Below are 26,691 nucleotides of genomic sequence, written 5' to 3'. Positions count from 1 at the left end.
CGCGTTGTTTGATCAACTGTACAATTAACCGAGGCGAGCCAGCAGGCAATTCGTTTCCTTCAATGCGGCATATCGGTGACGCCGATAGATAAGGGCGAATTGCTCGGGCACATCAATGTGCCTTCTTTTGGGGTGGAAAATTCTGCGTATGACTAGCGGAACGAACAGATCCGACGGGAGGAAAACATGTCGAATTATGATGTTGTGATAATGGGCGCGGGGCATAACGGCCTGACAGCCGGTTGTTACCTTGCCCGCGCGGGCAAAAAGGTGCTGATCCTGGAACGTCAAAGCTTTCCCGGCGGCGGTGTGGTTACGCAAGAGCTGAACAATCCGGGCTACCGTCATGACCTGCACAGCTCGTGCCATATCATGATCCAGGGCAACCCGATGCTGACCGAGGACGAGTTGGAGCTGAAATCCAAGTACGGTCTGAACTATCGCTACTCGGATGTGCCCTATGCCTCGATTTTTCCAGATAACAAGACGCTGATCACCTACAAGGATCTGGATAAGACCTGTCAGGAGATCGCCAAGTTCAACGCCAAGGACGCCGAGACCTATCGTGCCTTTGCGACGCGCTCGATGGAGATGCTGCCGATCATCACCTCGGGTCTGTATTCGCCGCCCATTCCCTTTGGCGCCTTCATGGCCATGCTGGACAGCTCGGACGAGGGGCGCCTGTTGCTGGACGCCATGAGCCGCTCTTCGCTTGATCTGGTGAACCAGTATTTCGAAGGCGATCACATCAAGATCCACCTGTTGAAACTGGTGTCGGAGAACCTGCAGCTGCCTGACGATCTGGGCACTGGCATGGGTATTTTCCTGATGCCCGGTATCATCCACAAATGGGGCGTGTCCCAGCCGGTTGGCGGCTCGGGTGGTCTGACCGATGCCTTGGTGCGCTGTTTTGAAGATCAGGGCGGGGAAATCCGCTATAATGCCGAAGTCGACAAGGTGCTGATCGAAAGCGGCGAGGCCGTTGGCCTGCGCCTGAACGATGGCGAGGAAATTCGCGGCAAAGAAGGCGTGGTCGCCGCTTTGCACCCGCATGTCCTGTCGAAATTCGTCGAAGGCATCGACGAGGCCGTGGATCGCCGCGCCAAGGCGGTGAACCCGTCGCCGCAATCGCTGTTCGTGTCGCACTATGACCTGAAAGAGCGCACCAAATATGCCGCGGGCGAAGAGATCACCACCGCGACCATGCTGGAGTATTTCCCCTACGAGGACATGACCTCGTTCATGGATGATTTCGCCTTTTTGCGTCGGGGTCGGATCACGCCGCGCCGTCTGCTGGGCGGCGGCGATGAAACCCATGGCGATCCGACGCGTGCCCCCGAAGGGGCGGGGATCTTCCATTCGATCACCATGGCGCCCTACTGCATCGAGGGCAAAACCCCCGAATACTGGGACGACTACAAAGAGGAATATGCGGCCGAGACCCTGAAACAGTATCAGCCCTTCATTCCCAACCTGACGGATGACAACATCATCGGCGCCTCGCACTGGTCGCCGCTGGATATGGAGCGGTCCTCGCCCAACTCGTTCGTCAAAGGCGATATGCATGGCTGCGCGCCGTACATGTACCAAACCATGGGTCACCGCCCGACCCCCGATCTGGGCCAGTACACCGTGCCCGGCGTCGAGAGCCTGTATCTGGTGGGCCCGTTCATGCATCCGGGCGGGGGCGTCTATGGTGCGGGCCGCGCCACGGCGCTGCGTATGTTCGATGACATGGATATCGATTTCGAAAGGGTGATCGCGTAATGAAACTTCTGGATAACACCGGCAAAGAGCTGATGACCGTGTCCAAGCTGGAAGCGGATGATCGTAACTTTTTGGTCATCAAGGGAAAAATCTTCGGGGCGATGCCGATGACGGCGAAACTGTCCCCAGAAGAGGCCCGCGCTGCGCTAAAGATGCTGGACCTGAAAACCATCTGGTTCATCCTTACCATCCTGCTGCGCAAATCCAAGCCGGCCAAGGACAAGAAAAAACGTCAGCCCTAAGGCCTGCCCTGGGACCGCGCGCTACAGATGGCGCGCGGTCTTCTCGTACCTGCTGTGCTTTTCACGGCCATGCTGCCGGGATATGCTCTGCCCTGAGGGCGGAGAGAACATGGACTCAACAGACATCGCAGAATTGCTGAGCATTGGCGAAGGCCAGCCGACTGACGCGTCGGACCCGAGGGTTGGCGGTTTGCAAAGTTTGGTGCGGGGGATGGGGCCGGTGGCCCCGGAAAAGGATGCCCCCGTGCGCGAGGTTGTGGCGCGTCTGGGGGATAACTGGTCGGCCTTGATCCTGAAGGTCTTGGCCACCGGAGAGTTCCGCCATGCCACTTTGAAACGAGTGATCAGTGCGCTAGCGGCCGAGTCAGATATTTCGCAACGGATGCTAACCCTGCGGCTGCGGGCACTGGAACGGGACGGATTTGTCAGCCGCCGAACGGAAACCACAGTGCCCCCGCGCGTGCACTACGCGCTTACCCCTTTGGGCCGCGAGCTTGAGCAACAGCTGACTCGTCTGATCGAGTGGATCGAGGTTCACGACGCCGAAATCAGGCAGGCGCGCGACGACTTTACTGACGCAGAGTCGTCACCCCGGCCGTGGTGAATTTCAGCAAGGCCGAATAGGCCGCCGCCAAATCACCTGCTTGCACGTCATTGTCGGTCAGACTGTCCAGGCGGCGGTGTTTGGACACGGTCACCAGCATCAACTGCAACGACATGGTAAAGGCGCGCGCCAGTTCGCTGCGCCCGACCTTGGGAAGAATCTGGTAAAGACGATCCAGAAATTTTCTTGCAGTCGCATCGAAATGCTCGGCCAGCAAATACAGCCAACGATCGCCATCCGTCAGGCGCGATAGAACTTGCATATAGCTGACCCAACCGGCGTCCCCGCTTTGCACCTGTTGAAACAAAGGGGACATGAACGCATCCAGCACCGCGCCAACATTTGCGTCTGCGGGAAGGGCAGCCAGATTGGCTTCGCGTAGCTCGCACAGTACGCTGGCTCGCCGGGCGACGACCGATTCGAAAAGGTTCTGCTTGGTCCCGAAATGATAGCTCGCCAGAGCCAAAGTGACCCCGGCTTGCTCGGTAATGTCACGCAAAGATACCGCATCGAACCCGCGATCCCCAATCAGCTGTTCCGCAGCGTCAAGTATTAACTGCTTGGTTTTATTGCCATTTGCGCGGGTTTGGGCTGATTTGGACATGAATTCACCTTGGGTATGCGTCTGGATTTGATGTATCGGCTGGATCGATAGGTTGTGTGTGAATTGTCGATTTTTCCGTTACTTGGTTGAGTGTATAAATAAGGGATATGCGCGGAAAGGAAAAGCCGCTTGGCTTGGGGCAAGACCGCGCAGCGAAAAACACCGCCATGAACTGGCGAAGGGAGGACAAGATGACCAATTCGATGAAACAGAAGGTGTCGCGCCGATCCGTGTTGCGCTCGGGCGTACGCCTTGCCGCTGCCAGCTCGGTATTAAGCGCGCCTATGGTAAACACCGCATGGGCGGCCAATGACACGATCAAGGTCGGCTTCATGGCGCCGCTGTCCGGCATCCGCTCCAGCTTTACCGCCACAACCGAGCACACCATCGCCACCGTGCGCGAGTCGCTGAAGGACGGGCTGACCATTGGCGGCACCACCTATAACGTCGATATCGTGGTCAAGGACAACCAGTCCACGCCAACCCGTTCGGTTCAGGTCGGCAACGAGCTGATCCTGAAAGAAAACCCCGATCTTATCCTTGTGGCAGATGCCGAGGGCGCCACCGCGATCGGCCCGATCGCAGACGCGCGTGGCATTCCCACTTTGTCGACCATGGGCCCCTGGCAGGCCTGGGCGTTCTCGCGCAAATATGACCCGGCCAAAGGGTTCCCCTACACGTTCCACTTCTTCTTTGGAGCGGACGAGCTGGGCCGGATTTTCCCGTCCATGTGGAACCATTTGGGCAACAATCACAAGATCGGCGCGCTGTTTTCCGATAACGACGCGGGCCGTGTGATGTCGCACCCGAAAATCGGGTTCCCCCCAGCGTTCAAAAAAGCGGGCTATGAAATCGCGGCCGATACAGGGCTGTTCCGTCTGGATACCGATGATTTCTCGACCCAGATTTCAGAATTCAAGCGCGCGGGCGTGGAGATCGTGGCAGGCACCGCGTTCGAGAACCACATGGCGACCTTCTGGAACCAGGCGGCACAAATGGGTTTCCAGCCCAAGATCTGCACCATTGCCGCTGGGCTGCTGTTCCCGTCGTCGGTCAATAACCTTGGTGATCGTGGAGACGGCATGTCGACCGAGGTTTGGTGGACGCCGGACATGCCCTTTGCCTCGTCGCTGACGGGTCAGTCGGCCGCTGACGTGGCTGCGGCCTATACCGCTGCGTCTGGTGCGCAGTGGACACAGCCGCTGGGGTACGAGCACGCACTGTTCGAGATTGGCGTGAACGCGCTGAAATCATCGGGCAACCCCAAGGATCGTGACGCTGTGCGTGACGCGCTGGCCGTTTCGCGCACCGAAACCGTGATGGGCACCGTTGACTTTGGCGGATCGCCGCTGAAATCGGTGGGCCTGACCCACACCGTTGGCGGCCAGTGGCAGAAAGCCAGCGAAGGCCCGTTCAAGTTCAACCTGGAAATCGTGGACAACTCCACCAACCCGGCAGTGAACGCGACGGCTGACTTCAAGGCATTGGCCTACTAAACTCGGGCAAGACCCGGCAGCGCTACATGCTGCCGGGTCTTGCATATAGTCGGGGCAGAGCAGGGCCCCAGGGGGAATTCAATCATGAGCCAAGTGCTTCAGGTCTCGGGGCTGAACAAGGCCTTCGGTGCCATCGTGGTGGCCAAGGATGTCAGCTTTGCCATCGACAAGGGGGAATGCGTCGGCGTGATCGGGCCGAACGGCGCTGGAAAATCCTCGGTGTTTTCGCTGATTGCTGGCGTGCTGAAACCCGACAGCGGTCGGGTGGAATTGCTGGGCCGCGATATCACCAAACTGCCGGGGCACAAGCGTGTGCATGCCGGTATCGGTCGCGCCTTTCAAATCCCGCAACCCTTTGTTGGTCTGACCGTGTTCGAGAACGTCCTGTCCGCCGCGTTCTCGGGGGCGGGGCTGAAGGGGCGCGAGGCCGAGGATTGGGCTTGTGACGTGATCGCACGCACAGGCTTGGTGGAAAAGGCTGACACTCTGGCCGGATCGCTGTCACTGCTGGATCGCAAGAACCTGGAGGTTGCCAAGGCCGTGGCCACCAGGGCCGAACTGCTGATGCTGGACGAGATCGGCGCAGGCCTGACCGAGCGCGAGGTCGCCCGGCTGGTCGAACGCATCGCTGTGCTGAAAGAAGATCACGCGATCATCTGGATCGAACATATTGCCCATGCCCTGAAACAGGTTGCCGACCGCATCCTTGTGCTGAACTTCGGCGAAAAAGTCGCTGACGGCGAGTTTGAAACGGTCATGTCCTCGCCCATCGTGCGCGAGATCTACATGGGCCTGAAAGAGGATGCCTGAGGGCAGAGGAGCGGGCAGATGAAATTGATCGAGATTGAAAGCTTGGAAGCTTATTACGGGGACATGCAGGCTTTGTTCGGCGTGGACCTGGACCTGCGCCCGGGCGAAGCGTTTGGGTTGGTCGGCGCCAATGGGGCGGGGAAATCGACCTTGTTGCGCTCGATGGTGGGGTTGGTGAACGACCGGCGGGGTCATATTCGCCTGGCCGGCGATGACATCACCCATATGCAGGCCGAGGACATCGCCCAGCAGGGGATTGCGCTGGTGCCCGAGGGGCGGATGCTGTTCGCCTCGTTGAATGTCGAGGAAAACCTGATGATGGGGGCAATGAACCGTCGGCAGGGGCATTGGACGCTTGAGCGGATCTATGACCTGTTTCCCATTCTGGCCGAGCGTCGCAAGCAGATGGCGATGACCCTGTCGGGGGGGCAGCAGCAGATGGTCGCCATTGGCCGCGCGTTGATGTCCAACCCGCGTGTACTGCTATGTGACGAGTTGTCGTTGGGTCTGGCCCCGGTGATCGTCAACCAAATCTATGAAAGCTTTGCCAGAATCCGGCAGGACGGTCTGTCCATCATTCTGGTTGAACAAGATATCGAGCGCGCCATTTCGGTTTCTGACCGAATGGTTTGCCTGCTGCACGGGCAAGTCACGATGCGGGTGGATGACACCTCGCGCGTGAATCTTGACCAGCTAAGCGCAGCGTATTTCGGAGAATAAAACCATGATCTGGGTAGAAACCATATTGAACGGCGTGTTCCTGGGCGCGCTATACGGCATCCTGGGTTTGGGCTTGGCGCTGGTGTTCGGCGTCATGCGCGTGATTAACGTCGCCCATGGTGATTTCATCGTGCTTTCGGCTTTTCTGGGCGTGTTCACCGCCGCCACGGTGCCGGGCATTCCGCCCTTGCTGATCATCGTGCCGGTCGTCGTCGTGTCGGCCTTGATTGGCTGGCTGTTCCAGACCGTATTAATGAACCGGGTGATCGAGACACAGGACATGCTGGTGCCGATGCTGCTGACCTTCGGGTTCAGTTTTGTGATGCGCAACATCCTGTTGGAAACCGTGGGGGCGAACCCTGTGACGCTGGATGCGGGCGCGCTGAGCCGGGCCTCGATTTCCTTGGGTGAGTTGAACGTGGGCGTGCTGCCTGTGCTGACGCTGGCCGTGTCGGTGGTGCTGTTTGGCAGCCTGCATTGGGTGATCGGTCATACCGAGTTTGGCCGCGTGGTGCGCGCCACCTCGGACAACCCGCAGATCGCGCGGATCATGGGTGTGCGGCCCAAGCGGATCTATGCGCTGGTGATGGCGCTGGCGCTGGCGCTGGCCGCGATTGCGGGGATGTTTCTGGCGATGCGGACCTCGTTCACGCCGAACTCGGGGATTGATCGCATCCTGATCGCGTTCGAGGTGGTGGTTCTGGGTGGTTTGGGCTCTTTCTGGGGGGCTTTGCTGGCTGGGATCGCATTGGGCGTGACGCAGTTGATTGGCTTCCGCTTTGATGCGAACTCGGGGCTGCTCTATGCGCACCTGCTGTTCCTGTTCTTCCTTATCGTCCGTCCCAATGGCATCTTCGGGAGCAAGTAAATGACCATGATCCGACTTCTTCCTCTGGGCGTGGCCACGTTGCTGCTGGTGATTGCTCCGAGCTTTATGAATGATGGCCAGATGGCCCTGGGCATGGAGATGTTCACGGTGCTGATCATCTGCTCGATGTGGAATTTTCTGGCCGGCTATGGCGGGTTGGTTTCGCTGGGGCATCAGGCCTATTTCGGGATTGGCGGCTACGCGACGTTCCTTGTCTCCAACAGCCTGGACATCCACCCGTTTCTGACACTGCCGCTGGCGGCGCTGGCGCCCGGGATCATCGCCCTGATCCTGAGCCCCTTGATGTTCCGCCTGAAGGACGCGTATTTCGCCATTGGGTCCTGGGTGCTGGCCGAGGTGATTTTCATCGTCGTGCAGCGTTCGGACACGCTGGGGGGGATCACCGGGATGCCCCTGTTTACTGGTGGGATGCTGGGCGCTGATGTCTATCGCAATGTGTTCTGGCTGTCGGGAGGTGTGGCGCTGGCGCTGACGGTTGGCGCCTATCTGCTGCTGCGTTCGGGCTTTGGGCTGGGTCTGATGTCGGTGCGCGACAACGAGGTCGCCGCGGCCTCGGTCGGGGTGGATGTCACCCGCAACCGTCGCTATGCCTATGTGGTCTCGGCCGCTGGTGTGGGCTTGGCCGGAGCGATCTATCTGCTGCCGAACTATTTCATCCAGCCCGGCACCGCGTTTTCCGCCGAATGGACGGTGGTCATGACCTTTGTCGTGGTGATCGGAGGCATCGGCACGCTTGAGGGCCCCATTCTGGGCACCATCCTGTATTTCATCATCCGTCAGGGCGTGACCAACGGCCTGGGGCTGGACGGTAGCTGGTATTTGGTCGCTTTGGGGGCCGTTGCGATCCTGACCATGCTGGTCGCCCCCAAGGGGCTGTGGCCCGTCCTTCGCGACCGTCTGGGCGTGGAATGGCTGTCGGTGCGGCGCAGCTATCCGAATTAAAGCTTTCACTCACAGAACGATAAGGGCCGCAGCGCAAGCTGCGGCCCTTTTTATTTGGGATTTGGTCTCTCGGCAGCCGATTGGTGATTGGCGCCCTGACCCCTGTGCGATTATTCGTTCCAGTAGATAAGCGGCAGACCGGAAACCGGGCTTTGGAAATAGGGTATGTTGGTGCCCTGCAAGGAGCCCAGGTAGACGGTTTTCAGATCCGCTCCACCAAAGGTCAACGACGCCATCCAAGGGCAAGCGGTCCCGCCACAGGCGCCCATCAACTCTGGCGTCACTCGGCCTTCTTCCCAGGCTTTGTCCAGCTCGGCCAGGGCCTGGGTGTCGCCTCCGGCATCCAGGATCGTCAGCAGATCACCCTGCGGGGTGATCGCCACCAGCCGGTCTGCCATGATCAGGGTCGTCCACAGGTTGCCATAGGCATCAAAGGCAATGCCGTCGTTGAAACCACCCAGGTTGGATGGCCCATATATCTGGCGATCGACCAGTGTGTCGCCCTCGACCCTGAACCGGGTGATGTTGCGGGCGGTGGTTTCGGCGACATAGAGCCACTTCTCATTGGCATCAAAGCGCAGCTCGTTCGTGCCGCACAGATTGTCGGCCACGATCCGCGCGCCGCGTTCGTCAATCAGCGCGATATAGCCATCGCGCGAGTTGGTTTTCACGTGATCCGTCCACGGGTTCATCGTGGTGGTCACGGTCAGCCAGAGCCTGCCCTTGCTGTCGCGAGTAACGAAGTTGGCCTTGCCAAACGGCTGACCGTCCACGTTGTCAATGATCACGCTTGTGGCGCCGTCACGCGACATGCGCTCGACCTGATCGGTGCCGAAATTGGCGATCAGGAAATCACCGTTCTTGTCAAAGGTCAGCCCGTTGGGCAGCGAGCCCAACGTGTTGACCAGCCGATCCTCGAAGGATGAGGCGGTGTTGGCCGCAAGCCCCTGTTGCAGGATCAGTTCCTGCGTGCCGTCCGGGTCGATCCGCATAACCCCGCCGCGGCCATCAGCGGACCACAGTGTGCCATCCGGCTCGGCCAGAATGCATTCGGGGCGTTCCAGATCGTGCCCGACGAACTTCAGGTCTGCCGGGTCGATCTGAAATCCGATCAGTGGATTGGTCATGCTTTCATCTCGTCAAAGGTTTCGGCCATCCAATCGGCGATCATATCGCGCGAGAAGGTGCCGTTATCCGCGCCGCAATGCTCGACTTCGAAATGTTCGGGCATGGTGACGAAGTAATCGACCTTGGCGTTGACCGCCTGATCGCGGCTTTGCTCCGCATATTCCACCGGGATCTGCCGGTCGCCCGAGCCATGCATGATGAAGAACGGACATTCCATGTTGGCGATCACCGGGGTCAGGTCCATGTTGGGGGCCCATTCCATGAAATCGTCCACCGTGTCCTTGCCGAACACCCACATCACGTGATCCCAATAATGCGGCACCGGGTTGTCGCCCTCGCGTTTCATGCGGCGGACCTGCATTTCGCCCCAGTTGTGGTTCGCCCCCATGACGCAGCATAGTTTGTATCGCGTATCCATCGAGGCCACGCGCGGTGCGTAATACCCCCCCAGGCTAAGGCCGAACATGCCGATCCGGTCATGGTCCACATCCTCGCGGGTCAGCAGGTAGTCATAGGCGGCCGAGCCCCAGGCCTCGGCGTCATAGCGCCCTACATGGCCCAGGTTGCGCAGGGCCTCGCCAGTGCCGGGTTGGTCGATCACCAGCGTCGCCACGCCGCGCACGCGGTTGGCCTCGGGATTGCCGGCGCCGTAAATCTGTTCCTTCATTGAATCCAGACCATTGCAGGACACGACACAGGGGGCAGGGCCATCCACGCCCTGCGCGGGCACGAACAACGCGGTGAAATAGCTGTCTTCGTACGGAATTTGAACGAATTCCACAGGGGCGCCTTGCAGTTCGACCCCTTTGCGGAAGTATTTCAAGCCGTCGTTATAGGCCTGCCAGCGCGGAGCATAGTCGCGTGATTGCATCCGTTCGGCCGCCAGCAGATAGCCCGCAGCGCGCTGATACTTGATACCTGCCGATAGAGCGCGGCCTTTTTCTTCGTCCGCTTTGGCCGAGGCCAGCACCTTGTTGGCGACGATCAGCCAGCTGTCAAAAAACTGCGCGGTGCCTGCGTCCTCGCGCTTGGCGGCGGCTTCGCGGATGGGGCGGCAGGCTTCGTCGATCTCGCCGATATTTCCGCCACACATCAGGGCCAGGTTGGTCGACAGGTTCCAGATATAGTTTCCGGGAAAGGGTTCGAACATGGGATGTTCCTTTTGTTATTCGACGGTCCAGCCGCCATCCACGACCAGCGAGGTGCCAGTGACCAGCGCCGAGGCATCCGAGGCCAGGTATTGCACGGCACCCATCAGGTCCTGCACCTGGCCCAGACGGCCCAGCTTGATCTTGGCCAACACGCTGTCCAGAAATGCCTGATCCTGGAAAAACGGTTTGGTCATAGGGGTTTCGATAAATGTCGGCGCGATAGTATTGGACCGGATGCCATGTGCGGCCAAATCCAGCGCAAAGCTTTTGGACATGCCTTCGATCGCCCATTTCGAGGCACAATACAGCGACCGGTTCGGCCCGCCAACATGGCCCATCTGGCTGCTCATATGGATCAATGATCCGGGCTTGCCCGCCGCGATCAACCCTTGGGCCACGGCCTGAGCGACAAAGAATGCGGATTTCAGGTTCAGGTCCAGAACCGCGTCATAGTCATCCTCGGCCACGTCCTGCATGGGCATGGGGCGGTTGGTGCCCGCGTTGTTGATCAGCACATCAAAGGGGCCGGCCTGCGCGATTGCTGCCTTGGCCCCTGCCAGATCGCTGACATCCAGCACGATGGCGCGGGCTTTCTGGCCACGCGCGACGATCGCATTGGCGGCGTCGGTGATCTCGGTTTCGGTGCGGGCGGCCAGAACCACTTCGGCGCCCATCTCAGCAAGCGCTGCGGCGCAGGCGAGGCCAATGCCCCGGCCCGCGCCCGTCACCAGTGCCGTTTTCCCTGCGAGGGAGAACCCAGGAGAGGTTGGCAGTTCCATGCCTCAGCCCTCGACCAGGTCCAGGCCGGGCTGCGGCGCTGCACCTTCGGCATAGGGGACGTTCTGTTGACCATAGCGGCGCACGCGGACATTGGCCTGCTCGGCGTGGCCTTGGAACCCTTCCAACATACACAGTCGCGAGCAGTAGCGCCCCACCTTGGCCGAGGCCTCGTCCGTGGTAACCTTTTGATAGGTATGGGTTTTGATGAACTTTCCGACCCACAGACCACCGGTATAGCGCCCAGCCTTTTTGGTGGGCAGCGTGTGGTTGGTGCCGATCGCTTTGTCGCCATAAGCCACGTTGGTGCGCGGCCCCAGGAAGAGGGCACCATAGTTCACCATGTTCTCCAGATACCAATCATCACGGTCGGTCATGATCTGTACATGCTCCGAGGCGATGTCGTTGGCGATCTTCAGCATCTCGTCATGGTCGTCCGCCACGATCACCTGACCATAGGTTTCCCAGCTGGTGCGGGCATGGCCAGCGGTGGGCAGGATACCCAGCAGGCGCTCGATCTCGGCCATGGTTTCCCGCGCCAGTTTTTCCGAGGTCGTCAGCAGCACACAGGGGCTGTCGGGGCCGTGTTCGGCCTGGCCCAGAATATCAGTGGCGCAGATCTCGGCGTCCACGGTTTCATCTGCGATCACCATGGTTTCGGTTGGGCCTGCGAACAGGTCGATGCCAACGCGGCCATAAAGCTGACGCTTGGCTTCGGCCACAAAGGCGTTGCCGGGGCCGACCAGAATATCAACCGGATCAATGGTTTCCGTGCCAATGGCCATGGCGCCGATGGCCTGAATGCCACCCAGGGCATAGATCGTATCCGCACCCGCCATGTGCTGCGCAGCCACAATCGCGGCGGCCGGTTTGCCCTGATAGGGCGGGGCGCAAGTGATGATACGCGGCACGCCCGCCACCTTGGCCGTCAGTACCGACATATGGGCCGAGGCGAGCATGGGGTATTTACCACCGGGCACATAGCAGCCTGCGTTCTGAATCGGGATATTCTTGTGCCCCAGAATGACGCCGGGCATGGTTTCCACCTCGACTTCTTGCAGGGCGGCTTTTTGCACTTCGGCAAAGTTACGCACCTGAGCCTGCGCGAATTCAATGTCGGCGATGTCCTGTTTGGACAGCTGCGCAATGCAAGCATCGATTTCCTTTTGCGTTAGCCGATAATCGTCGCGATCCCATCCATCGAATTTGACCGACAGCTCGCGTATGGCGGCGTCGCCGCGCGTCTCGATATCGGCCAGCGTGGCCTCGACCGTTTCGCGCACGGATTTGTTGATTGCTGCAACGGCGGACGGCTCCGCCCCCTCTTTCAGCCACTTTGCCATCGGGCTCTCCCTTCGTTTCCTGGACCTGGCGGGTGGACATTACAGCCCGCCCTTTTCCTCGATAAAACCGATATCGCTCGTGTTGTCCTATTGTTTGTATCGATGGGTGCGTCCCCTAAAAACGATATCCCCCGTCAGGTCTGCGCCCCTGGAATGTCTTGTTTCATTGGGGTGGCTGTTATACTAATTGGTCGTACAACCAAATAAAAGATAGGATTTTCGATATGAAGATCGCAGTGATCGGAGCAGGGGGATTTGTTGGCACTCAAGTCTGCAAAATCCTTGGGGAAATGCCGGAAATTTCTTCGATCTCGATGTTGGATCGCGTTGCTCCGGTGGGTATCGACCTGGCCAAGGCGACGTTTTTCGAGGGCGATTTCTCCGAATCAGTGCTGCGCCAACAGGCCCTGGACGGGGCTGATGCCGTGATTTGTCTAGCGGCGATCCTGGGGGGTGGGGCCGAGCAGAACTATGCGCTGGCCCGCCGGGTGAACGTGGATGCGACGCTGGACCTGATTGAGGACCTGCGGGACCGTGCGCCAGACACCCGGTTCGTTTTTGCCTCGACCATCGCGGCCTATGCCAAGCCGCTGCCTGATCCGGTGACCGATACCACGCCGCTGGCCCCCACGATGGTTTATGGCGCGCAAAAGGTGATGATCGAGGTTGCCCTGTCCAATTTCGCAGCGCGCGGATGGCTGGATGCCGTTTCGTTGCGGCCCTCGGGGGTGATGGCGCGCGACGGGGCGGATGCGGCGCTGAAAACCGCCTTCATGTCGCGCCTGTTCTGGTGCGTGAAACGCGGCGAGGATATCACCTTGCCCGTGGCCGAAGACAGCAAGACCTGGCTGACCTCGGTCGACGTCGTGGCGCGCAACTTCATCCATGGCGCAATGCTGCCTGTTCTGGGCGCCAACCGCGCCTTTACCCTGCCGGCCCTGTCGCTGCGCTATGGTGATCTGGTCGCCGCGCTTCGTCGGGCCTATCCCGACAGCCCATCTCGGATCCGGTTCGACCCGGATCCCGAGATCGTGTCGCTGTTCGGCAGCTATCCTGAACTTGAAACTGAAACAGCCGACCAGCTGGGATTTCTGCGCGATGCGGATGCCGATGCGCTGGTGGCGAACGCGATGGTCTGAGGAGGACTTCATGAGGCTTGCAACACTTCCTAACGGCACCCCGGATGGGCGCCTGCATATCGTCAGCCGGGACAACGCCCGCTGCACCCCGGCCAAGGCGGTCGAAACGATGCAGTCAGCGATGGAAAGCTGGGACGAACTGCGCCCCGCGCTGGAGGCTGAATACGCCGAGCTGAACGCTGGTGGCGGCGACGCCTTCGATGCCGCTCAGGCGCTGGCCCCGTTGCCGCGCGCCTGGCAATGGCTGGATGGATCGGCCTTTGAAAGCCACAGCGATCTGATGGATGCCGTTTTCAAGATGCCGCCAAAGGAAAAGACCGGCCGTCCGCTGATGTATCAAGGCATGTCGGACCGGTTTATTGCCCCGATGGGTGACGTACCGTTCGCCAATGAAGAAGACGGGATCGATTTCGAGGGCGAGTTCGGCGTGATCACCAAGGCGACCCCGATGGGCACCGAAGCAACGGCCGAGGATCACATCGCGCTGGTCGTGCAGATCAACGACTGGTCGCTGCGCAAGTTGGCCCCGGTCGAGATGAAAACCGGATTTGGTTGGGTGCAGGCGAAACCTGCCTGTTCGATGGCGCCGGTCGCCCTGACCATTGACGAACTGGGGGATGCGTGGCGAGATGCCCGCGTGAACCTGCCGCTGAACGTGTTCTGGAATGGCGAACGCTTTGGCGCACCTTGCGGCTATGACATGGCGTTCAGTCTGGCCGATCTGGTGGCCCATGGCGCCTATTCCCGCGATCTGGTGCCGGGCACGGTAATTGGATCGGGCACCGTGTCGAACGAAAGTTACCGCGAAGTCGGTTCAGCCTGTATTGCGGAGCGTCGCGGTATCGAAACCATTGACGAGGGCGCGGCCAAAACACCTTTCATGTCGTTCGGCGACAAGGTCCGCATGGAATGCTTAGCCGCAGATGGCAGCCCATTGTTCGGAGCGATCGACCAAATGGTCGTCAAAGCCTGATTGCAAAGACCCGGACACTAAAAAACAAGGGGTGCCATGCGGCACCCCTTTCTTTTGGCCCCGATACGGGTTGAGCCTTAGTACGGCTCGGCAATGGCGTGCAAGCTGTCTTGCATCAGCTTGCCCTGTTGCTCGCTGGGGGCGCCAGCCATTTCCAGCTCGCCCAGTTTCAACGAGTTGCCAACAACCAGGCGGCCACGGGGCAGGCGGCGTTGCATGAAGGCGTGCAGGGCGTCTTCGAGCACCGGAGCCTTCTTCAGCTCGTCCACCAGAACGATCGCGTCTTCGACAGCCATGCCTGCGCCCGAGCCCAGATGCGGCGTGGTGGCATGTACGGTGTCGCCGATCAACGCGACGCGGCCTTTGTACCAGTCATCATCAATCAGGATGGATTCCAGCGGCCGATAGACGATTTCGGTATCCGCATTGATGGTTTCACGCAGTTTTCCGACAACGCCGCCGAAGCCTTCCAGCAGGCCTTTGATCAGGCCCGGCAGTTCTTCAGGTTCGCGCCAGGGGTTTCCGGGCACGGCCTCGAGCAAGTACATATACATCTGCGTGGGCGAGCAAGGGGTGAAGCCGACCTTGATGTCTTGCGACAGATACATCTGCCCCTGCACCCAGTCCTTGGGCGTGTCGAACAGAATGCGCCAGCAAGCCTGACCGGTAAAGCGCGGCGCGGGCGCGTTTTCCAGCGTCAAGTCCCGCATGGTCGAGAACAGCCCATCCGCCCCGATCACGAAATCATAGCGGCCGGTGCTGCCGTCGGTCAGCGTCACGTCCACGCCGTCGGCGTCCTGAGAGTAGCTTTCAACCGTGACACCCAGTTTGACATTGGTGTTCAGCTCTTTGACGCGTGCGGCCATGATCTGGTGCAGGACGGGGCGCAGAACACCGCCCTCGGCCGGGACATCCGGTGCGAACAGGCGTTCCGAGCGGACTTCGCGGATCAGGTTGCCGTCCTTGTCGTTCAGCGTCACGCCGTCATGGCCGTGCCCATGTTTCAGCAGCTCTTTGCTTAGACCCAAATCGCAAAGGGCGCGGAAGGTCAGAACCGACAGGGTCAGGCCCGTGCCATAGACCGACCAGTTCGGGTCCTTGTCCAGCAGGTCCACCTTAACGCCTTCTTCGCGCAGGCGGATGGCTGCGGACATGCCCGCGATGCCCCCGCCGACGACCAGTACCTTGTTCATATGTGTTTTCAAATGGCTCATCAGTCTGTCCCCTTAGTCCCAATCGCCTTCAGCTTGCGTATCGTTCTGCGGTACGTGATCCGGGTGCAGGCGGTATTCCCAACGCTGGTCCGTACCCAGGAATTCGGGGATCTTGTGCATCCAGCTGTAGGTGCCAAAGACTTGGTTCCATTCGCGCGGGATCCAGTTGTCGTCGATATAGTCGCTGTCCGCGCCATACTCGGCCTCGCCGCCCGCTGGGCATTCCAGATAGGAAAACAGCGCCGAGGCGATGCGGTGCCGACCCGAGCCCAGCGGTCCGGTGGTCCAGCCACGACGGGTCATATAGTTGGTGCCGATCATCAGCTCGTCGATATCCTCGACCCCGAAATTGGTGTGGTGATACAGCGGGTAGCCAGGCAGCGGACCAAAGGTCATGTCGATCAGGAACAGGTTGTGATGCTCGTTCGCGCCGTCACAGCGCAGGTAAAAGCCCATGCCGACCTGTTCCTCGGACATGCGGAAATCCAGCATGTCGCGATACCATTCGAATTCCTTGCGCGGGTTTTCACAGGCATAGACGGTGTGGGTGATCACCTTGGGCTGCGCACGGATTTTCCATTTTCGCTGTACGTTCAGTCGGTTAACGGCGCCCGGTGCATTCACCGGATCGGGGGCATAGACCACCTTTTTGCGGTTGAAGACGCGCAGGGCGATGGGGTGTCCGCAGGCGGTCAGCGTGTGCACGGTGCCGTCTTCATCGCGGGTGATATCTTGTTTAGCTTCCAGTCGGGCGGCCAGCTTGTCCAGGCTTTCCTGTGTGTCCACGCCCCAGATGGTTTCCTTGACGCCCTTGTCGCGCAGCACCGATTTGGGCAGCACCGGATCGTCGATATGGCGCAGGATGACGTTCGATCCTTCGTCCAGGCGGTAATGGGTAAAGTCTTCGCCGCTGTCAAAGCGGGGCAGGCCGAAATCGTCGAAGAATCGGGTGCATTCCTCGATGTCATCGACCCCGAACATCAGGGTTTCAATTCCAAGAATGGGCATGTCAGCTCTCTCTTATCGTGTTGGTGGTTTGGCGGCCCAGTCCCGAGACAGCCGCTTCGATAATGTCGCCATCTTCCAGACGGGTCTGGCCGGTGGGCGAGTGTTTGGGGCCTACGGCGACCAGATCACCGGGGAACAGCTGAACCTGCTGGCTCAGCTCGGACAGGGTGCGCGCGATCGGTGCGATCTGGGGGCCGGACCATTCCAGGCGGCTTTCCCCGTTGAAAGAGATCACGCATTGCAGGTTTTGCTGGTCGTCGGCAAAAGCCGCCGGCAGCAGATAGGGGCCCCCGGCCAGCAGAGTGGGCCCTTGCTTGGCGGCTATGGCGTTCCCGGCCTCCCAATCTGCGGCGACGGTGTAATCGGACAGTGTGACGTATCCGGCGATCGCGTCCGCGGCCTCTTGCAGGGTGGCGCGGTGCAAGGGGCGCGCGATCACGGCGCCCAGCTTGGCCTCGGCCCACAGCCCATCTGAGTGCGGCGGGATCAGCACTTTGGCGCTAGGTCCAACCAGGGTCGAGGCCAGGCGCGGGATGAAATCCCCGTCCGCCAATGTGTTCTGGCTAAGGATCTGGCGCGGGGCCGACAGCGGAGCATCTTGCGTAAAGAATTCCAGCGACGAGACAGCCGAGCGGAAGTATTTCCCAGCCTCGGCATCGTCCAGCGCCATGACTACCGCGCACAGGGCTTGAAAGTTGTGATCCCAGTTGCGCAACAGCCCATCCAGGCTGTCGGCCTCGGTCAGGGCCAGGCCCAGACGCGCCGCCAAAGGCAGCACCGCATCCACAGGGATCACCGCAGCATCGTCCAGCACGATAGCTGGAAACGCAGGGCTGGACGAGATGCGCAACTGCGCCAGCGCAAAGGGTATTTGTGGCTTGGTCATGCATCCTCCCAGGTGCGTACTGGGAGGGACGCTAACAGCCCTCAATCAATCCGTGAAATCGATTGTTCAAATCCAGAGCATCGGTTTCGTGGATGGTTTAGGGGGCTTCTTCTGCGAAAGCTTCCATCAGGCGAGCGCGGACCCACGCAAGGCATTCGTCGCGTTCGGCATAGCTGTGCCATTGAATGCATTGGTTCAATGCAGGCATCTCGATGGGCGAGGGGACAAGTTTCAGCGGCAGGATTTCCCGGAACCGTTCGGCCAGGCGCCGGTGCATCAGCCCGATCAGATCGGTGTTCAGCAGCAAGAACGGCAGGGACGAGAAGCTGCCCGCCTGAACCGCGATTTCGCGGTCCTCGGCCCGGTTACGCATGAACCAGTCCTCGTAGCTGGGGGTGAACGTGGCGAATTGAACCGCAGCGTGGCGCGCATTGTAGAACTGCTCTTCGGTGATGCTGTCCCCCAACCACGAATTCTGATCCCAAGCGGCAACAACATATTCGTCCTGATAGTAATGAACGAAGGGATGATCAGGTGACAGATACAGTTCTGGCATGGCAAGCATGTCAACTTCGCCCCGTTCAAGCTGGTCACGCGGGCTGTTTCCTGGTGTCTCGATGCTCAGTACCAGCCCCGGAGCAAGCTCTGATATCGCTTGCAAAGGACTTTGCAGCGCCGAAATCAGCACCGAATCCGAGGCAATCATCCGCACCTCGCGTTTGACAGTCAGGGGGTCAAACTCGGGCGCTTGGATTATCGTGCCGTCGATCTGCGCCAAAGCCGCCCGGACCTTGCCTGACAGTTCCTTGGCGCGTGGGGTCAGCACCATCTTTCGCCCAACCTGGACCAACAGGTCGTCGCCGAAATAATCCCGCAAACGGGCCAAAGCACCCGAGGTCGCCGATTGGCTGAGACATAGCTTGTCGGCGGCGCGACTGACATTTGCCTCGGTTAGCAGCACGTCCAGTGCCACCAGCAGATTCAGATCCAGACCCTTGAAACGCATGTACACTCCTTCTGAATGACATGTATCGGTATCACCGATTGCATGATGTTGAACAATCGCTTTTTCAAATGCAACGAAATTGTGCAGCTAATAGGTAAGCGGAATAGGAGACACAGATGTTGCAGGAATTGTTTGGATTGCAGGGCAAACGGGCCCTGATCACCGGGGGAAGCTCGGGGATTGGGCGCGCTGTGGCCGAGGCGTTCGCAGCGGCAGGGGCCGATGTGGTCATCGCCTCGGACCGGCAGGGCGATATTGATGAAACCGTTGCTGCCCTGGAGGCCGCTGGGGGCAACGCTGTGGGCATTCAGTGTCGCCTGAATGGCCGCGCCGAGGCGGAGGCCTTGGTTTCGCAAGCCGAGGACGCCTTGGGCGGACCCATTGATATTCTTGTCTCGAATGCAGGAATCGAAGGCCCGGTCGGGGACACAGGCGCGGGCGAAGAAGCGCAGTACTTAAAGGTCTTTGACGTCAATTTGCACAGCGCATATTGGCTAGCCGCAGCCTGCAAGGACGGCATGGCGACCCAAGGGGGCGGTGCGATCATCCTGATGGCCAGCCTCTCTGCGCTGCGCGGAAACCGCATGATCGGTCCCTATTCCATGTCAAAGGCGGCGCTGGCGGCGATGGCCCGAAACTTGGCGGTGGAATTCGGCCCGTTGAACATTCGTACTAACGCGATCGCGCCGGGCCTGATCGAAACGCCATTCTCTCGCCCGTTGCTGAGCAACCCCGATTTCGTGGCCAAACGGGTTCACGGTATGACGCCCTTGCGCCGCGTGGGCCAACCGGCAGAGATCGCCGCGGCTGCCCTGTTCCTGGCTGGGAAGGGGGGGCGTTTACCACTGGCCACACCCTGGTCGTGGACGGAGGCACCGTGATTACCGATGGCGGCTGACCTAGGCGCGGTGCGCTTAAACTAACCCGACTTATCATATTGCCAGATACCTTGGATCGAAGAAAACCGCTTTTATTTGGTTGAACGTACAAACTAACAAGACTCAACCTGACCCAGATGGGAGTCAGGAAAACTTGGGAGGAGTACCAATGAAATACCTGCTCATCAGTATGGTGGCAGCGGGCGTAATGCCAGTTGCCGCGCATGCAGAATTCAACACAAGTGGCTCGCTTTACCTTGGCTACGGAAACAACGCCGCCGGAGGGGGTGAGGGCGGCATCGGCGTATTGAACTTGCATTTCGACGGCAATCATCAGCTATCGAACGGCGTGGTCATGACGCTGAAAGGTGATCTTTACGCTCGATCAAACCAGGATGATTTGCCTTTGGTCGGGGACGAACCCTATGACATCGAACTTGGCATGGATTTCGGCGCCGGTGGCAAGTTGACCCTGTCCACATATGCGCGCTGTGACGCCAAGCTGCCAAGTTGGGTCGATGGCAATCTCGAGGATGGCGGCTCGATCGGTGTCCACCCGCGCATCGCGCCCAAATACCGCTGTGTTGGTGGTAGCGCCGCGTTGTTCAACGCTGGCCCGCTTGTCGTCGACAACAATGTCTACCTCTCCTATGAATACCATAACGGGCCATTTGGGCTGGAAATCTACTATGATCCGTTCCTCAGCTATGGTTCCTGGTCAGGAGATGACACGCACACTCTTGTCGACATGACCGTTCCTGGGACGGGTGATTTGCCTGCGCAGGCCGAGATCGTGATGTCCTATGCGACCAAGCCTGCCATCCTGTTCGCAGGAGCAAATGACCTTGGCGATTGGTTTGGTCGCGCTGTGATGCCTATCCCCTCTGCCGAGATGGCAATCATTTACGCGCACCAGTACCAAAACAGTTCGTCCAACCAGCACTCCAACGCGTTTGTGGTAGACTGGAAGCCAAAGGATATGGGCGTGTTCAAGGGTCTCTTTGGCCTCTATGTCCAGGATTCCACGGATGACAACCTGCTTATTTCAGCCAATTTTGGTGGCGAACGTTGGTCGTTTGGCGTGGGCGCCGATCTTGACGGGGATGTCGCTGTCGAGGGCGGTTACAAGCTGAACGACAGTATGGAACTGGTGTTTGGGGCGGACAGCGGCTTTGACACAGGGGATGGTTTTGACTTTGCAGGTTTCCCGCCCCCATTCGCTGCGGGGCGCGGCAATTCTTACGAAGTCGGACTTCGCATGACCTTCTGATCCCTCGGGTGGTCAATATGCGAACGGCCCGGAGCAATCCGGGCCGTTTTTTCTTTCAGAATAAAGCTTTACCAGGCGGTTGCACCGCCATCGATGCGGAAGTCTGAACCGGTCACAAAGCGGCTTTCGTCCGACCCCAGATAGATCGCAAGCCAACCGATGTCCTCGGGCTGACCCAGACCGTTCAACATGATCTTGGCCCGGACGTTTTCCATCAGGGGTGAATCCAGATGCTGCTCGGTCTCTTCGGTCACGGTAAAGCCCGGCGCGATGGTGTTGGCGCGGATGTTGTGAGGGCCTCCCTCCATCGCCAGTTGTCGGGTCATCGCCAGCACCGCACCCTTTCCCGCAGTGTGAGCCAGCGCCGGTAGCCCGTCCAGCGCCACATGGGCATTGGCGGACGAGAAGTTGATGATCGAACCCTTGCCCGATGCCTGCAACAGCGGCCACATCTTGCGCGTGACCAGAAATACCGTGTCGATCTCGCCGCGCAGGGTGATGTCCCAATCAGCTTTGCTCAGCTCGTCCACCGGGGCGAATTTCACGATGGCGGCCGCGTTCACCAGAATATCCACCGTCCCGTCAAAGGCGATGGCGGCAGTATCAGCCAGAGAACCTGCGCTGTCTTCGTCTGTCAGGTCGGCCTGATGCACCCGGATTTGCGGCGCTTCGGCGGTCAGGGCCTGCAAAGTGTCACCGTTTATGTCGCTGGCCAAAACACTGGCTCCCTGTTCAGCCATCATCAGCGCGATACGGCGCCCGATGCCTCTTCCAGCGCCCGTTACGACGGCCCTTTTCCCCTCAAGTCGCTCCACCCGCTATCTCCTGTGTATTGCGCGGCGAGGCTACACCTGTGGGCGCGCGAACAGAAATCGGTTTATTCGATATCCAATATCTGCGCTGCGGTCAGGCTTTCCTAAGATGTGCCGCAAAAGCCGAGGTCGCGGACCCCGCCCGTTCCTTGCGCCACAAGAACCCCAGCGGAGCCAGGGGTGCGCTGATGCCCGCGCGCAATTCGTGGATGTCCCCGGCCGCCAGCCAGGGCAGGGCGACGCTGCGCGGCAGGATGGCCAGGTATTGCCCGGTCAGCAGCATCTCTTTGGTCAGCTGCGGGATGTGCATCACAATCTGGCAGCGGGCGGATTGGGGCCAGCTGTGGCGGGCGGAAAGTTCCTCGAACCGGTCCCGAGCGACCGAGCCGACGCGGTTCAGCAACCACTTCGCGGCACCCAGATCCTCGGGCGTGACCTCGTCCTGCCCCACAAGCGGATGTGCCTGCCCGCAGACAACGACCAGACGGTCCTCCAGGCAGGTTTCGAAGGACCAGCCTTCGGGGATCACCGGGGGGCGGCGGCTGCAAACGATGTCGGCCCGGTCCTCGGCGATCTTGCTAAGAGGGTCGGTGTCATTCACCTGGTTGAAATGCACCTGGATGTGCGGATAGCGCTGCGCAAAAGCGTCCAGCCGACCGTGGATCATCCCGCCCAGGGCGGCCGGGCTGGCCGAGACCCGCACCACACCGCCCTGTTCCTGAAGGCGGCTGGCCACGGTTTCGGCCCCGTCTTCCAGCGCGCCAAGGATGCGGTGCGCGATGGGCAGCAGTTCCTTGGTTGCCTCTGTCGGTTCGACCCCGCGGGCGTGACGAAAGAAAAGCTCGGTCTCAAGCAGCTTTTCAAGCTCGGAAACCAGCTGTGAAATCGCGGGTTGTGTCATGTTCACCGCCTGCGCTGCCCGCCGCATCGAGCCCAGCTCGGACAGTTTTACAAGCACCTGCATGTGCCGAAATTTGGCCCGGACGGTGAACCGGTTAAGAAGGGTGCTGGCGCTGGGGGGCATCGTATTAGTATCCCTTATCTCTGTGTGCCCGTGATTATTATCTGCCTATAGCCGCCTTTGTTAAGCTTAAAACACACAAGGCGTGATCGCCTGACCCGCCTGATGACCGCGAAGGACCGTGACTTGAGCCTGCCTGACCAGACCCCAATCCCAGTGACCTTGCCCAGTGGGATCACACTGAACTATGTACGATCAGGGGCGGGGCCGGCGTTGATTTTCATTCACGGCGCGATGGGTGACTGGCGATCCTGGGGGCCACAATGGCAGGCGTTCTTGCCGCATTTCGACTGCGTGACCTACAGCCGCCGCTACAGTGATCCGAACCCAAATCCTATGAACACCCGCAGCCATAACGCTTTGGTCGACGCCGAAGATTTGCTGGGGTTGATGGATGCCTTGGGTATTGAAAAGGCTGTTCTTGTCGGCAGCTCGTATGGCGGGTTCACCGCGTTGGCGACGGGGCTGAAAGCTCCGGCACGGGTGCAGGCCATCGTTGCGGTCGAGGCGCCGATGATGCGCTATGCCCAGATGACCAGCGAAGGCGCCGCTACGGCCCAGGCCTTCCTCAAGACGTCGGCCCTGCCAGCGCGCGAGGCATTCGAGCGCGGAGACAACGAAAAGGCCGTGCAAATTCTGACGGGCGGCATTGTGGGCCGCGACCCGCAAGAGATCCCGCCCGAGGTCATGGCCCGCCGGATGCGGAACGTGCAGGCGGCGCGCAGCCTTGCCCTGTCGGATGATGAATTCCCGCTGCTGGATCCAAAGGCTCTGGCGCAGCTGCCGATGCCGATCCTGCTGATGTCCGGCGCCCAGACAGCACCCGTGCATGCTGCCATTTTTGCGAATGTCTCCAATGTTTTGGATCGGGCGCGGGTGCGGATCGTGGAAGGGGCCGGGCATTCCGTCTCGCAACAAAAGCCCCAGGTATTCAACAAAGAAGTCCTGTCCTTCCTTCGCGATCATTCGCTGACCAAAGCCCCCCTCAAGGCCTGATACCTGCCTGTCCGAAGGGGCGCCGAGCGGTTTGCTCGGCGCCCCTTTCTGGTTTGCCAGGCACAGCGCGCGCCGGGCCGTCAAAGCAGGCAGGTTAGCCCCCCAGCACCAGGTTCGGCAGCCATGTGGACAGCGCCGGAATAAAGGTCACCATGATCAGCAGGCACAGCATGATCAGGAAGAAGGGGATCGTACCGCGCAGAACCTGACTGACGGGGCGGCCGGTGACGTTGGACATTACGAACAGGTTCAACCCGATAGGGGGCGACAGCAGGGCAAGCTCGATGTTGATCACCATGACCACGGCAAAATGTGTCATGTCGATACCCAGCTCGCGGACTACGACGAACACCACCGGCAGGACGATCAGGATGATCGCGACGCCCTCCAGGAACATGCCCAGGATCAGCAGGCAAAGGTTCATGATCAGCAGGAATTGCCATGGCTTCAGATCGCTTTGCACGATCGAAGTGGCAAAGCTTTGCGGGACACCTGATTTGATGATCCACGACGACACCAGCGTGGCCCCCATGATGATCAGAATGATCACCGAGGTCCGGTCAATCGCGTCGGTCAGCATCTTCGGAATGTCGCGCAGCCGGGCCGAACGATAGAAAAACAGAACCGCGATCAGCGCGCAAAGTACGCCCAGTACGGCGGCCTCGGTCAGGGTGACGAACCCGCCATAGATGCCTCCCAGAACGACGATCGGGATCAGGAAGGCGGGGAAGGCGTGGACATTGGTGCGCACGAACTGGCGGCGCCCGACCATCGGTTCAGCCGCGCCACCGACCTTTTCAGCCACGAAAAAGATATACAGCGCGAACAGGCCCGCCTGCATCAGTCCGGGGATCACTCCGCCCAGAAACAACCGAGGAATGGATTCCTCGGCGATCAGGCCGAACAGGATCATCGGCAGGGACGGGGGGATCAGGATGCCCAAGGTGCCCGCCGCCGCGGTCAGACCCATGGCAAAGGAGGTTTTGTAGCCCTTCTCCTCCATCAGCGGAACCAGCAGGGTGCCCATCGCCATCGTCGTGGCCGCCGAGGACCCGGTGATTGCGGCAAACACTGCCGTGGCCGCAACGCCGGCAATAGCCAGCCCGCCGCGCACCCATCCGATCCAGGCAAGGGCCGCGTCAAACAGCACCCGCGCCAGCCCGCCCCCCTGCATCAGAACCGCCGACAGGATAAAGAACGGTACCGAGATCAGGATTGGCGATTGCAGATGATCCAGCACGTGCTGACCCAATCCGGCAACCGTGCGGCCCTCGGCCACCAGCAGGATCGAGGATACCCCCATCAGCACCAGGTAGATTGGAATGCCAAGGGCAAGCAAAATCAGTGCGGCCAGAACCGCGATCAAGATCAAAGAACCCATTGTCTATGTCCTAGTTGAAGGGGGTTTTCTTGGCGCTTTCACCCGAACGGATCAGGCGGCCCAGACGTTCCAGAATGAACAGCAAATGCACAGAGAAGGCCACGCTAAGCGCTAGGTACAGGATCCAGAACGGCGTGCGCAGGGTGGTTTCGCTGCGTTCATCCCACAAAATGGCGTCATCAACCACCAGCTTGCCTGAATAAATAAAGAACACGGCGACACCTGCGGCAAAGACCAGGGCGAACAGCTCGGAAATGGTCTGCCACTTCGGGCTAAACCGCGCATACAGGAAATCCACGCGGATATGCTGCGCGCGCCGCTCGATCCGGGCGACCCCTAAAAGGACCGCCCAGACCAAAAGGAACACGCAAATCTCGAACACCCAGTTCAATTGGACAGAAGGGGGAACTATGCCGAATTGGATCAGATAGCGGGTCGCGACGTTGTAGACCAACAGTACAAAGGTGATGGCCAGCGCCGCTGCCGTGATCCAGCCGATCAGGCGATCAAGAAAAGCGATCAGTTGTGTCACTTCGAGGCAGCCTGCGTTGCAAGTTGAACCAGGTCACCGTCAAGCTTGTACTTGGCGATCACGGCCTCTTGCTGTGGCATCATTTTTTCGCGCATGGCTTCGGCGGCAGAAGTGTCCGCGTCCGAGATGGTCACGCCCCACCCCTTTAGAACCTCGCGATACTCGCCATCCACCGCGATCGAGTCCACGCGTTGTTCGGCCACGACATCGTTCCAGACCTCTGTGAACAGCGCCTTTTCGGCGTCGGTCAGGCTGCTCCAGTATCCGTTGCTGACGATGGGGATCAGAAAGCCGACAATGCCCTTGTCCCAGAATCCGTACCGCACGCCGACATCGGTCAGTTTTTGCTGCACCACCGATTCAATCGAGCCCATGGTCGCGTCCACCGTGCCCTGTTGCAGAGCCAGCGGCATGTCCGAGCCAGGCATTACGACCGGAACACCGCCCATGCCTTCGACAACGGCCGCCGGGCCAGCGCCCCCGGGGATGCGGACCTGCATGCCGACGAATTCTTCGAAGTTTGTCAGGGGTTTGGTGGTCGACCAATAATAGACGCGGCCCAGGATTGGCCAGTGTCCGGGAACCACGACACCCATCTTGGCGGACAGTTTTTCGTTCAGGATGTCGCCGATCGGGCCGTCCAGCATGTCGGCACGTTCCTGCGCGGTCATGCCTTTCAGGACAGGCAGGTCCAGCACGTTGATATTGGCCTCGACCCGGCTCAGATAGGGTGAGGGGACGATGGCCATGCCGACATCACCACGCGCCACGGCCTTACCCACGTCACGTGCGTTATACAGCTGGCTGGAATCGAACACCTTGGCCTTCAGCGCCCCACCCGAGCGGCTCTCCAGCGCGGCGGCAAAGGTGGTCATTGTTGTCGTCTGGATATGTTGCGGCGGTGTGGCCGACGAGATCACAAGCTCGTCCGCGGCCTGAACGGCACTGCCGGCCGCCGCGCACAAGGCGGCGACGCTGGCGACGGACGCAATTTTTCTGGCAAAAGAAAGCATTCTGGTTATTCCTCCCATTGATGCGGCATGCGCCGCTTATCAAAACGCTACAACGGTCACACATAATCGAAAAATAAAGCACCCCCATG

At 60.0% G+C, this 26,691-nt stretch carries 27 protein-coding genes; 13 read left to right on the top strand and 14 right to left on the bottom strand.

Translation table 11 applies throughout. The features are described 5' to 3' along the window. Positions 1-186 precede the first annotated feature (186 nt). The 3 genes from ACOQOQ_RS16115 (at position 187) to ACOQOQ_RS16105 (ending at position 2,613) form a co-directional block, all read left to right on the top strand. The gene (locus tag ACOQOQ_RS16115) at positions 187-1,767 is read left to right on the top strand and encodes a phytoene desaturase family protein (RefSeq protein WP_420567992.1); all 1,581 of its coding nucleotides are present in this window, start codon (positions 187-189) and stop codon (positions 1,765-1,767) included. Then, positions 1,767-2,009, top strand: coding sequence for a hypothetical protein (locus ACOQOQ_RS16110; protein ID WP_420567991.1), 243 nt, complete (start codon positions 1,767-1,769; stop codon positions 2,007-2,009). The genes ACOQOQ_RS16115 and ACOQOQ_RS16110 overlap by 1 nt, the downstream gene beginning before the upstream one ends. Before the next feature lie 109 nt (positions 2,010-2,118). Next, positions 2,119-2,613 carry a winged helix-turn-helix transcriptional regulator gene (locus tag ACOQOQ_RS16105; protein WP_420567990.1) on the top strand — a complete coding sequence of 165 codons (495 nt, stop codon included), beginning with the start codon at positions 2,119-2,121 and terminating at the stop codon, positions 2,611-2,613. On the opposite strand, the gene ACOQOQ_RS16100 is transcribed toward ACOQOQ_RS16105, so the two are convergent. Further along, entirely contained in the window at positions 2,579-3,217 is a 639-nt protein-coding gene (locus tag ACOQOQ_RS16100; protein ID WP_420567989.1) for a TetR/AcrR family transcriptional regulator, read from the bottom strand. The two genes, ACOQOQ_RS16105 and ACOQOQ_RS16100, sit on opposite strands and share 35 nt — an antisense overlap. Before the next feature lie 191 nt (positions 3,218-3,408). On the opposite strand from ACOQOQ_RS16100, the gene ACOQOQ_RS16095 reads away from it, so the two are divergent. The 5 genes from ACOQOQ_RS16095 (at position 3,409) to ACOQOQ_RS16075 (ending at position 8,074) form a co-directional block, all read left to right on the top strand. After that, on the top strand, positions 3,409-4,713 hold the full coding sequence (locus ACOQOQ_RS16095; protein ID WP_420567988.1) for an ABC transporter substrate-binding protein: 1,305 nt from the start codon (positions 3,409-3,411) through the stop codon (positions 4,711-4,713). Positions 4,714-4,797: 84 nt separating this feature from the next. Next, entirely contained in the window at positions 4,798-5,523 is a 726-nt protein-coding gene (locus ACOQOQ_RS16090) for an ABC transporter ATP-binding protein (RefSeq protein WP_420567987.1), read from the top strand. Between the two features lie 18 nt (positions 5,524-5,541). Continuing rightward, positions 5,542-6,243, top strand: a complete 702-nt coding sequence (locus ACOQOQ_RS16085) for an ABC transporter ATP-binding protein (RefSeq protein ID WP_420567986.1) — start codon at positions 5,542-5,544, stop codon at positions 6,241-6,243. Between the two features lie 4 nt (positions 6,244-6,247). Further along, on the top strand, positions 6,248-7,111 hold the full coding sequence (locus ACOQOQ_RS16080; RefSeq protein ID WP_420567985.1) for a branched-chain amino acid ABC transporter permease: 864 nt from the start codon (positions 6,248-6,250) through the stop codon (positions 7,109-7,111). Positions 7,112-7,117: 6 nt separating this feature from the next. Continuing rightward, entirely contained in the window at positions 7,118-8,074 is a 957-nt protein-coding gene (locus ACOQOQ_RS16075; RefSeq protein WP_420567984.1) for a branched-chain amino acid ABC transporter permease, read from the top strand. A 110-nt stretch (positions 8,075-8,184) separates the two neighbouring features. Here the strand turns inward: ACOQOQ_RS16075 and ACOQOQ_RS16070 are convergent, their stop codons facing one another. Genes ACOQOQ_RS16070 through hisD form a run of 4 tightly spaced genes read right to left on the bottom strand, consistent with a single transcriptional unit; the run spans position 8,185 to position 12,473 of the window. After that, positions 8,185-9,201: an SMP-30/gluconolactonase/LRE family protein gene (locus tag ACOQOQ_RS16070; protein WP_420567983.1), complete on the bottom strand. Its 1,017-nt coding sequence runs from the start codon at positions 9,199-9,201 to the stop codon at positions 8,185-8,187. Then, positions 9,198-10,352 (bottom strand): alpha/beta hydrolase family protein, encoded by a 1,155-nt coding sequence (locus ACOQOQ_RS16065; RefSeq protein ID WP_420567982.1) that lies wholly within the window; start codon positions 10,350-10,352, stop codon positions 9,198-9,200. The genes ACOQOQ_RS16070 and ACOQOQ_RS16065 overlap by 4 nt, the downstream gene beginning before the upstream one ends. A gap of 15 nt (positions 10,353-10,367) precedes the next feature. Beyond that, complete coding sequence (locus tag ACOQOQ_RS16060) at positions 10,368-11,132, bottom strand: SDR family NAD(P)-dependent oxidoreductase (protein WP_420567981.1); 765 nt, start codon at positions 11,130-11,132, stop codon at positions 10,368-10,370. Positions 11,133-11,135: 3 nt separating this feature from the next. Continuing rightward, entirely contained in the window at positions 11,136-12,473 is a 1,338-nt protein-coding gene (hisD, locus tag ACOQOQ_RS16055; RefSeq protein ID WP_420567980.1) for a histidinol dehydrogenase, read from the bottom strand. 224 nt (positions 12,474-12,697) lie between these two features. Here hisD and ACOQOQ_RS16050 point away from each other — a divergent pair, with 224 nt between their 5' ends. Both ACOQOQ_RS16050 and ACOQOQ_RS16045 read left to right on the top strand, forming a co-directional pair. Next, the gene (locus ACOQOQ_RS16050) at positions 12,698-13,612 is read left to right on the top strand and encodes an NAD-dependent epimerase/dehydratase family protein (protein ID WP_420567979.1); all 915 of its coding nucleotides are present in this window, start codon (positions 12,698-12,700) and stop codon (positions 13,610-13,612) included. Positions 13,613-13,622: 10 nt separating this feature from the next. Then, complete coding sequence (locus tag ACOQOQ_RS16045; protein WP_420567978.1) at positions 13,623-14,585, top strand: fumarylacetoacetate hydrolase family protein; 963 nt, start codon at positions 13,623-13,625, stop codon at positions 14,583-14,585. Positions 14,586-14,662: 77 nt separating this feature from the next. Here ACOQOQ_RS16045 and ACOQOQ_RS16040 read toward each other — a convergent pair whose 3' ends face one another. From ACOQOQ_RS16040 to ACOQOQ_RS16025, 4 genes are all read right to left on the bottom strand, one after another. Next, positions 14,663-15,799 (bottom strand): FAD-dependent oxidoreductase, encoded by a 1,137-nt coding sequence (locus tag ACOQOQ_RS16040; protein ID WP_420567977.1) that lies wholly within the window; start codon positions 15,797-15,799, stop codon positions 14,663-14,665. Between the two features lie 12 nt (positions 15,800-15,811). Continuing rightward, positions 15,812-16,807: a VOC family protein gene (locus ACOQOQ_RS16035; RefSeq protein ID WP_420567976.1), complete on the bottom strand. Its 996-nt coding sequence runs from the start codon at positions 16,805-16,807 to the stop codon at positions 15,812-15,814. Position 16,808: 1 nt separating this feature from the next. Next, complete coding sequence (locus ACOQOQ_RS16030) at positions 16,809-17,693, bottom strand: fumarylacetoacetate hydrolase family protein (protein ID WP_420567975.1); 885 nt, start codon at positions 17,691-17,693, stop codon at positions 16,809-16,811. A gap of 97 nt (positions 17,694-17,790) precedes the next feature. Then, positions 17,791-18,699, bottom strand: a complete 909-nt coding sequence (locus ACOQOQ_RS16025) for a LysR family transcriptional regulator (protein WP_420567974.1) — start codon at positions 18,697-18,699, stop codon at positions 17,791-17,793. 116 nt (positions 18,700-18,815) lie between these two features. Here ACOQOQ_RS16025 and ACOQOQ_RS16020 point away from each other — a divergent pair, with 116 nt between their 5' ends. Next, positions 18,816-19,580: an SDR family NAD(P)-dependent oxidoreductase gene (locus ACOQOQ_RS16020; protein ID WP_420567973.1), complete on the top strand. Its 765-nt coding sequence runs from the start codon at positions 18,816-18,818 to the stop codon at positions 19,578-19,580. 166 nt (positions 19,581-19,746) lie between these two features. Then, a complete protein-coding gene (locus tag ACOQOQ_RS16015) occupies positions 19,747-20,847 on the top strand; it encodes a hypothetical protein (RefSeq protein WP_420567972.1) in 1,101 nt (366 codons plus the stop codon). Between the two features lie 68 nt (positions 20,848-20,915). Here ACOQOQ_RS16015 and ACOQOQ_RS16010 read toward each other — a convergent pair whose 3' ends face one another. Continuing rightward, on the bottom strand, positions 20,916-21,662 hold the full coding sequence (locus ACOQOQ_RS16010) for an SDR family NAD(P)-dependent oxidoreductase (protein ID WP_420567971.1): 747 nt from the start codon (positions 21,660-21,662) through the stop codon (positions 20,916-20,918). Positions 21,663-21,753: 91 nt separating this feature from the next. Further along, positions 21,754-22,683, bottom strand: coding sequence for a LysR family transcriptional regulator (locus ACOQOQ_RS16005; protein WP_420567970.1), 930 nt, complete (start codon positions 22,681-22,683; stop codon positions 21,754-21,756). Between the two features lie 123 nt (positions 22,684-22,806). Here ACOQOQ_RS16005 and ACOQOQ_RS16000 point away from each other — a divergent pair, with 123 nt between their 5' ends. Next, positions 22,807-23,676 (top strand): alpha/beta fold hydrolase, encoded by an 870-nt coding sequence (locus ACOQOQ_RS16000; RefSeq protein WP_420567969.1) that lies wholly within the window; start codon positions 22,807-22,809, stop codon positions 23,674-23,676. Between the two features lie 94 nt (positions 23,677-23,770). On the opposite strand, the gene ACOQOQ_RS15995 is transcribed toward ACOQOQ_RS16000, so the two are convergent. From ACOQOQ_RS15995 to dctP, 3 genes are read right to left on the bottom strand one after another with little or no spacing between them, the layout of a single operon-like run. After that, positions 23,771-25,057, bottom strand: a complete 1,287-nt coding sequence (locus tag ACOQOQ_RS15995) for a TRAP transporter large permease (RefSeq protein ID WP_420567968.1) — start codon at positions 25,055-25,057, stop codon at positions 23,771-23,773. A gap of 10 nt (positions 25,058-25,067) precedes the next feature. Beyond that, the gene (locus ACOQOQ_RS15990) at positions 25,068-25,589 is read right to left on the bottom strand and encodes a TRAP transporter small permease (RefSeq protein WP_420567967.1); all 522 of its coding nucleotides are present in this window, start codon (positions 25,587-25,589) and stop codon (positions 25,068-25,070) included. After that, positions 25,586-26,602, bottom strand: coding sequence for a TRAP transporter substrate-binding protein DctP (gene dctP / locus ACOQOQ_RS15985; protein WP_420567966.1), 1,017 nt, complete (start codon positions 26,600-26,602; stop codon positions 25,586-25,588). The genes ACOQOQ_RS15990 and dctP overlap by 4 nt, the downstream gene beginning before the upstream one ends. Positions 26,603-26,691: the final 89 nt, after the last annotated feature.

The organism is Thalassovita sp., from assembly GCF_965218685.1.
Classification (GTDB): Bacteria; Pseudomonadota; Alphaproteobacteria; order Rhodobacterales; family Rhodobacteraceae; genus Thalassobius.
This window is presented reverse-complemented; position numbering and strand designations above follow the sequence as displayed.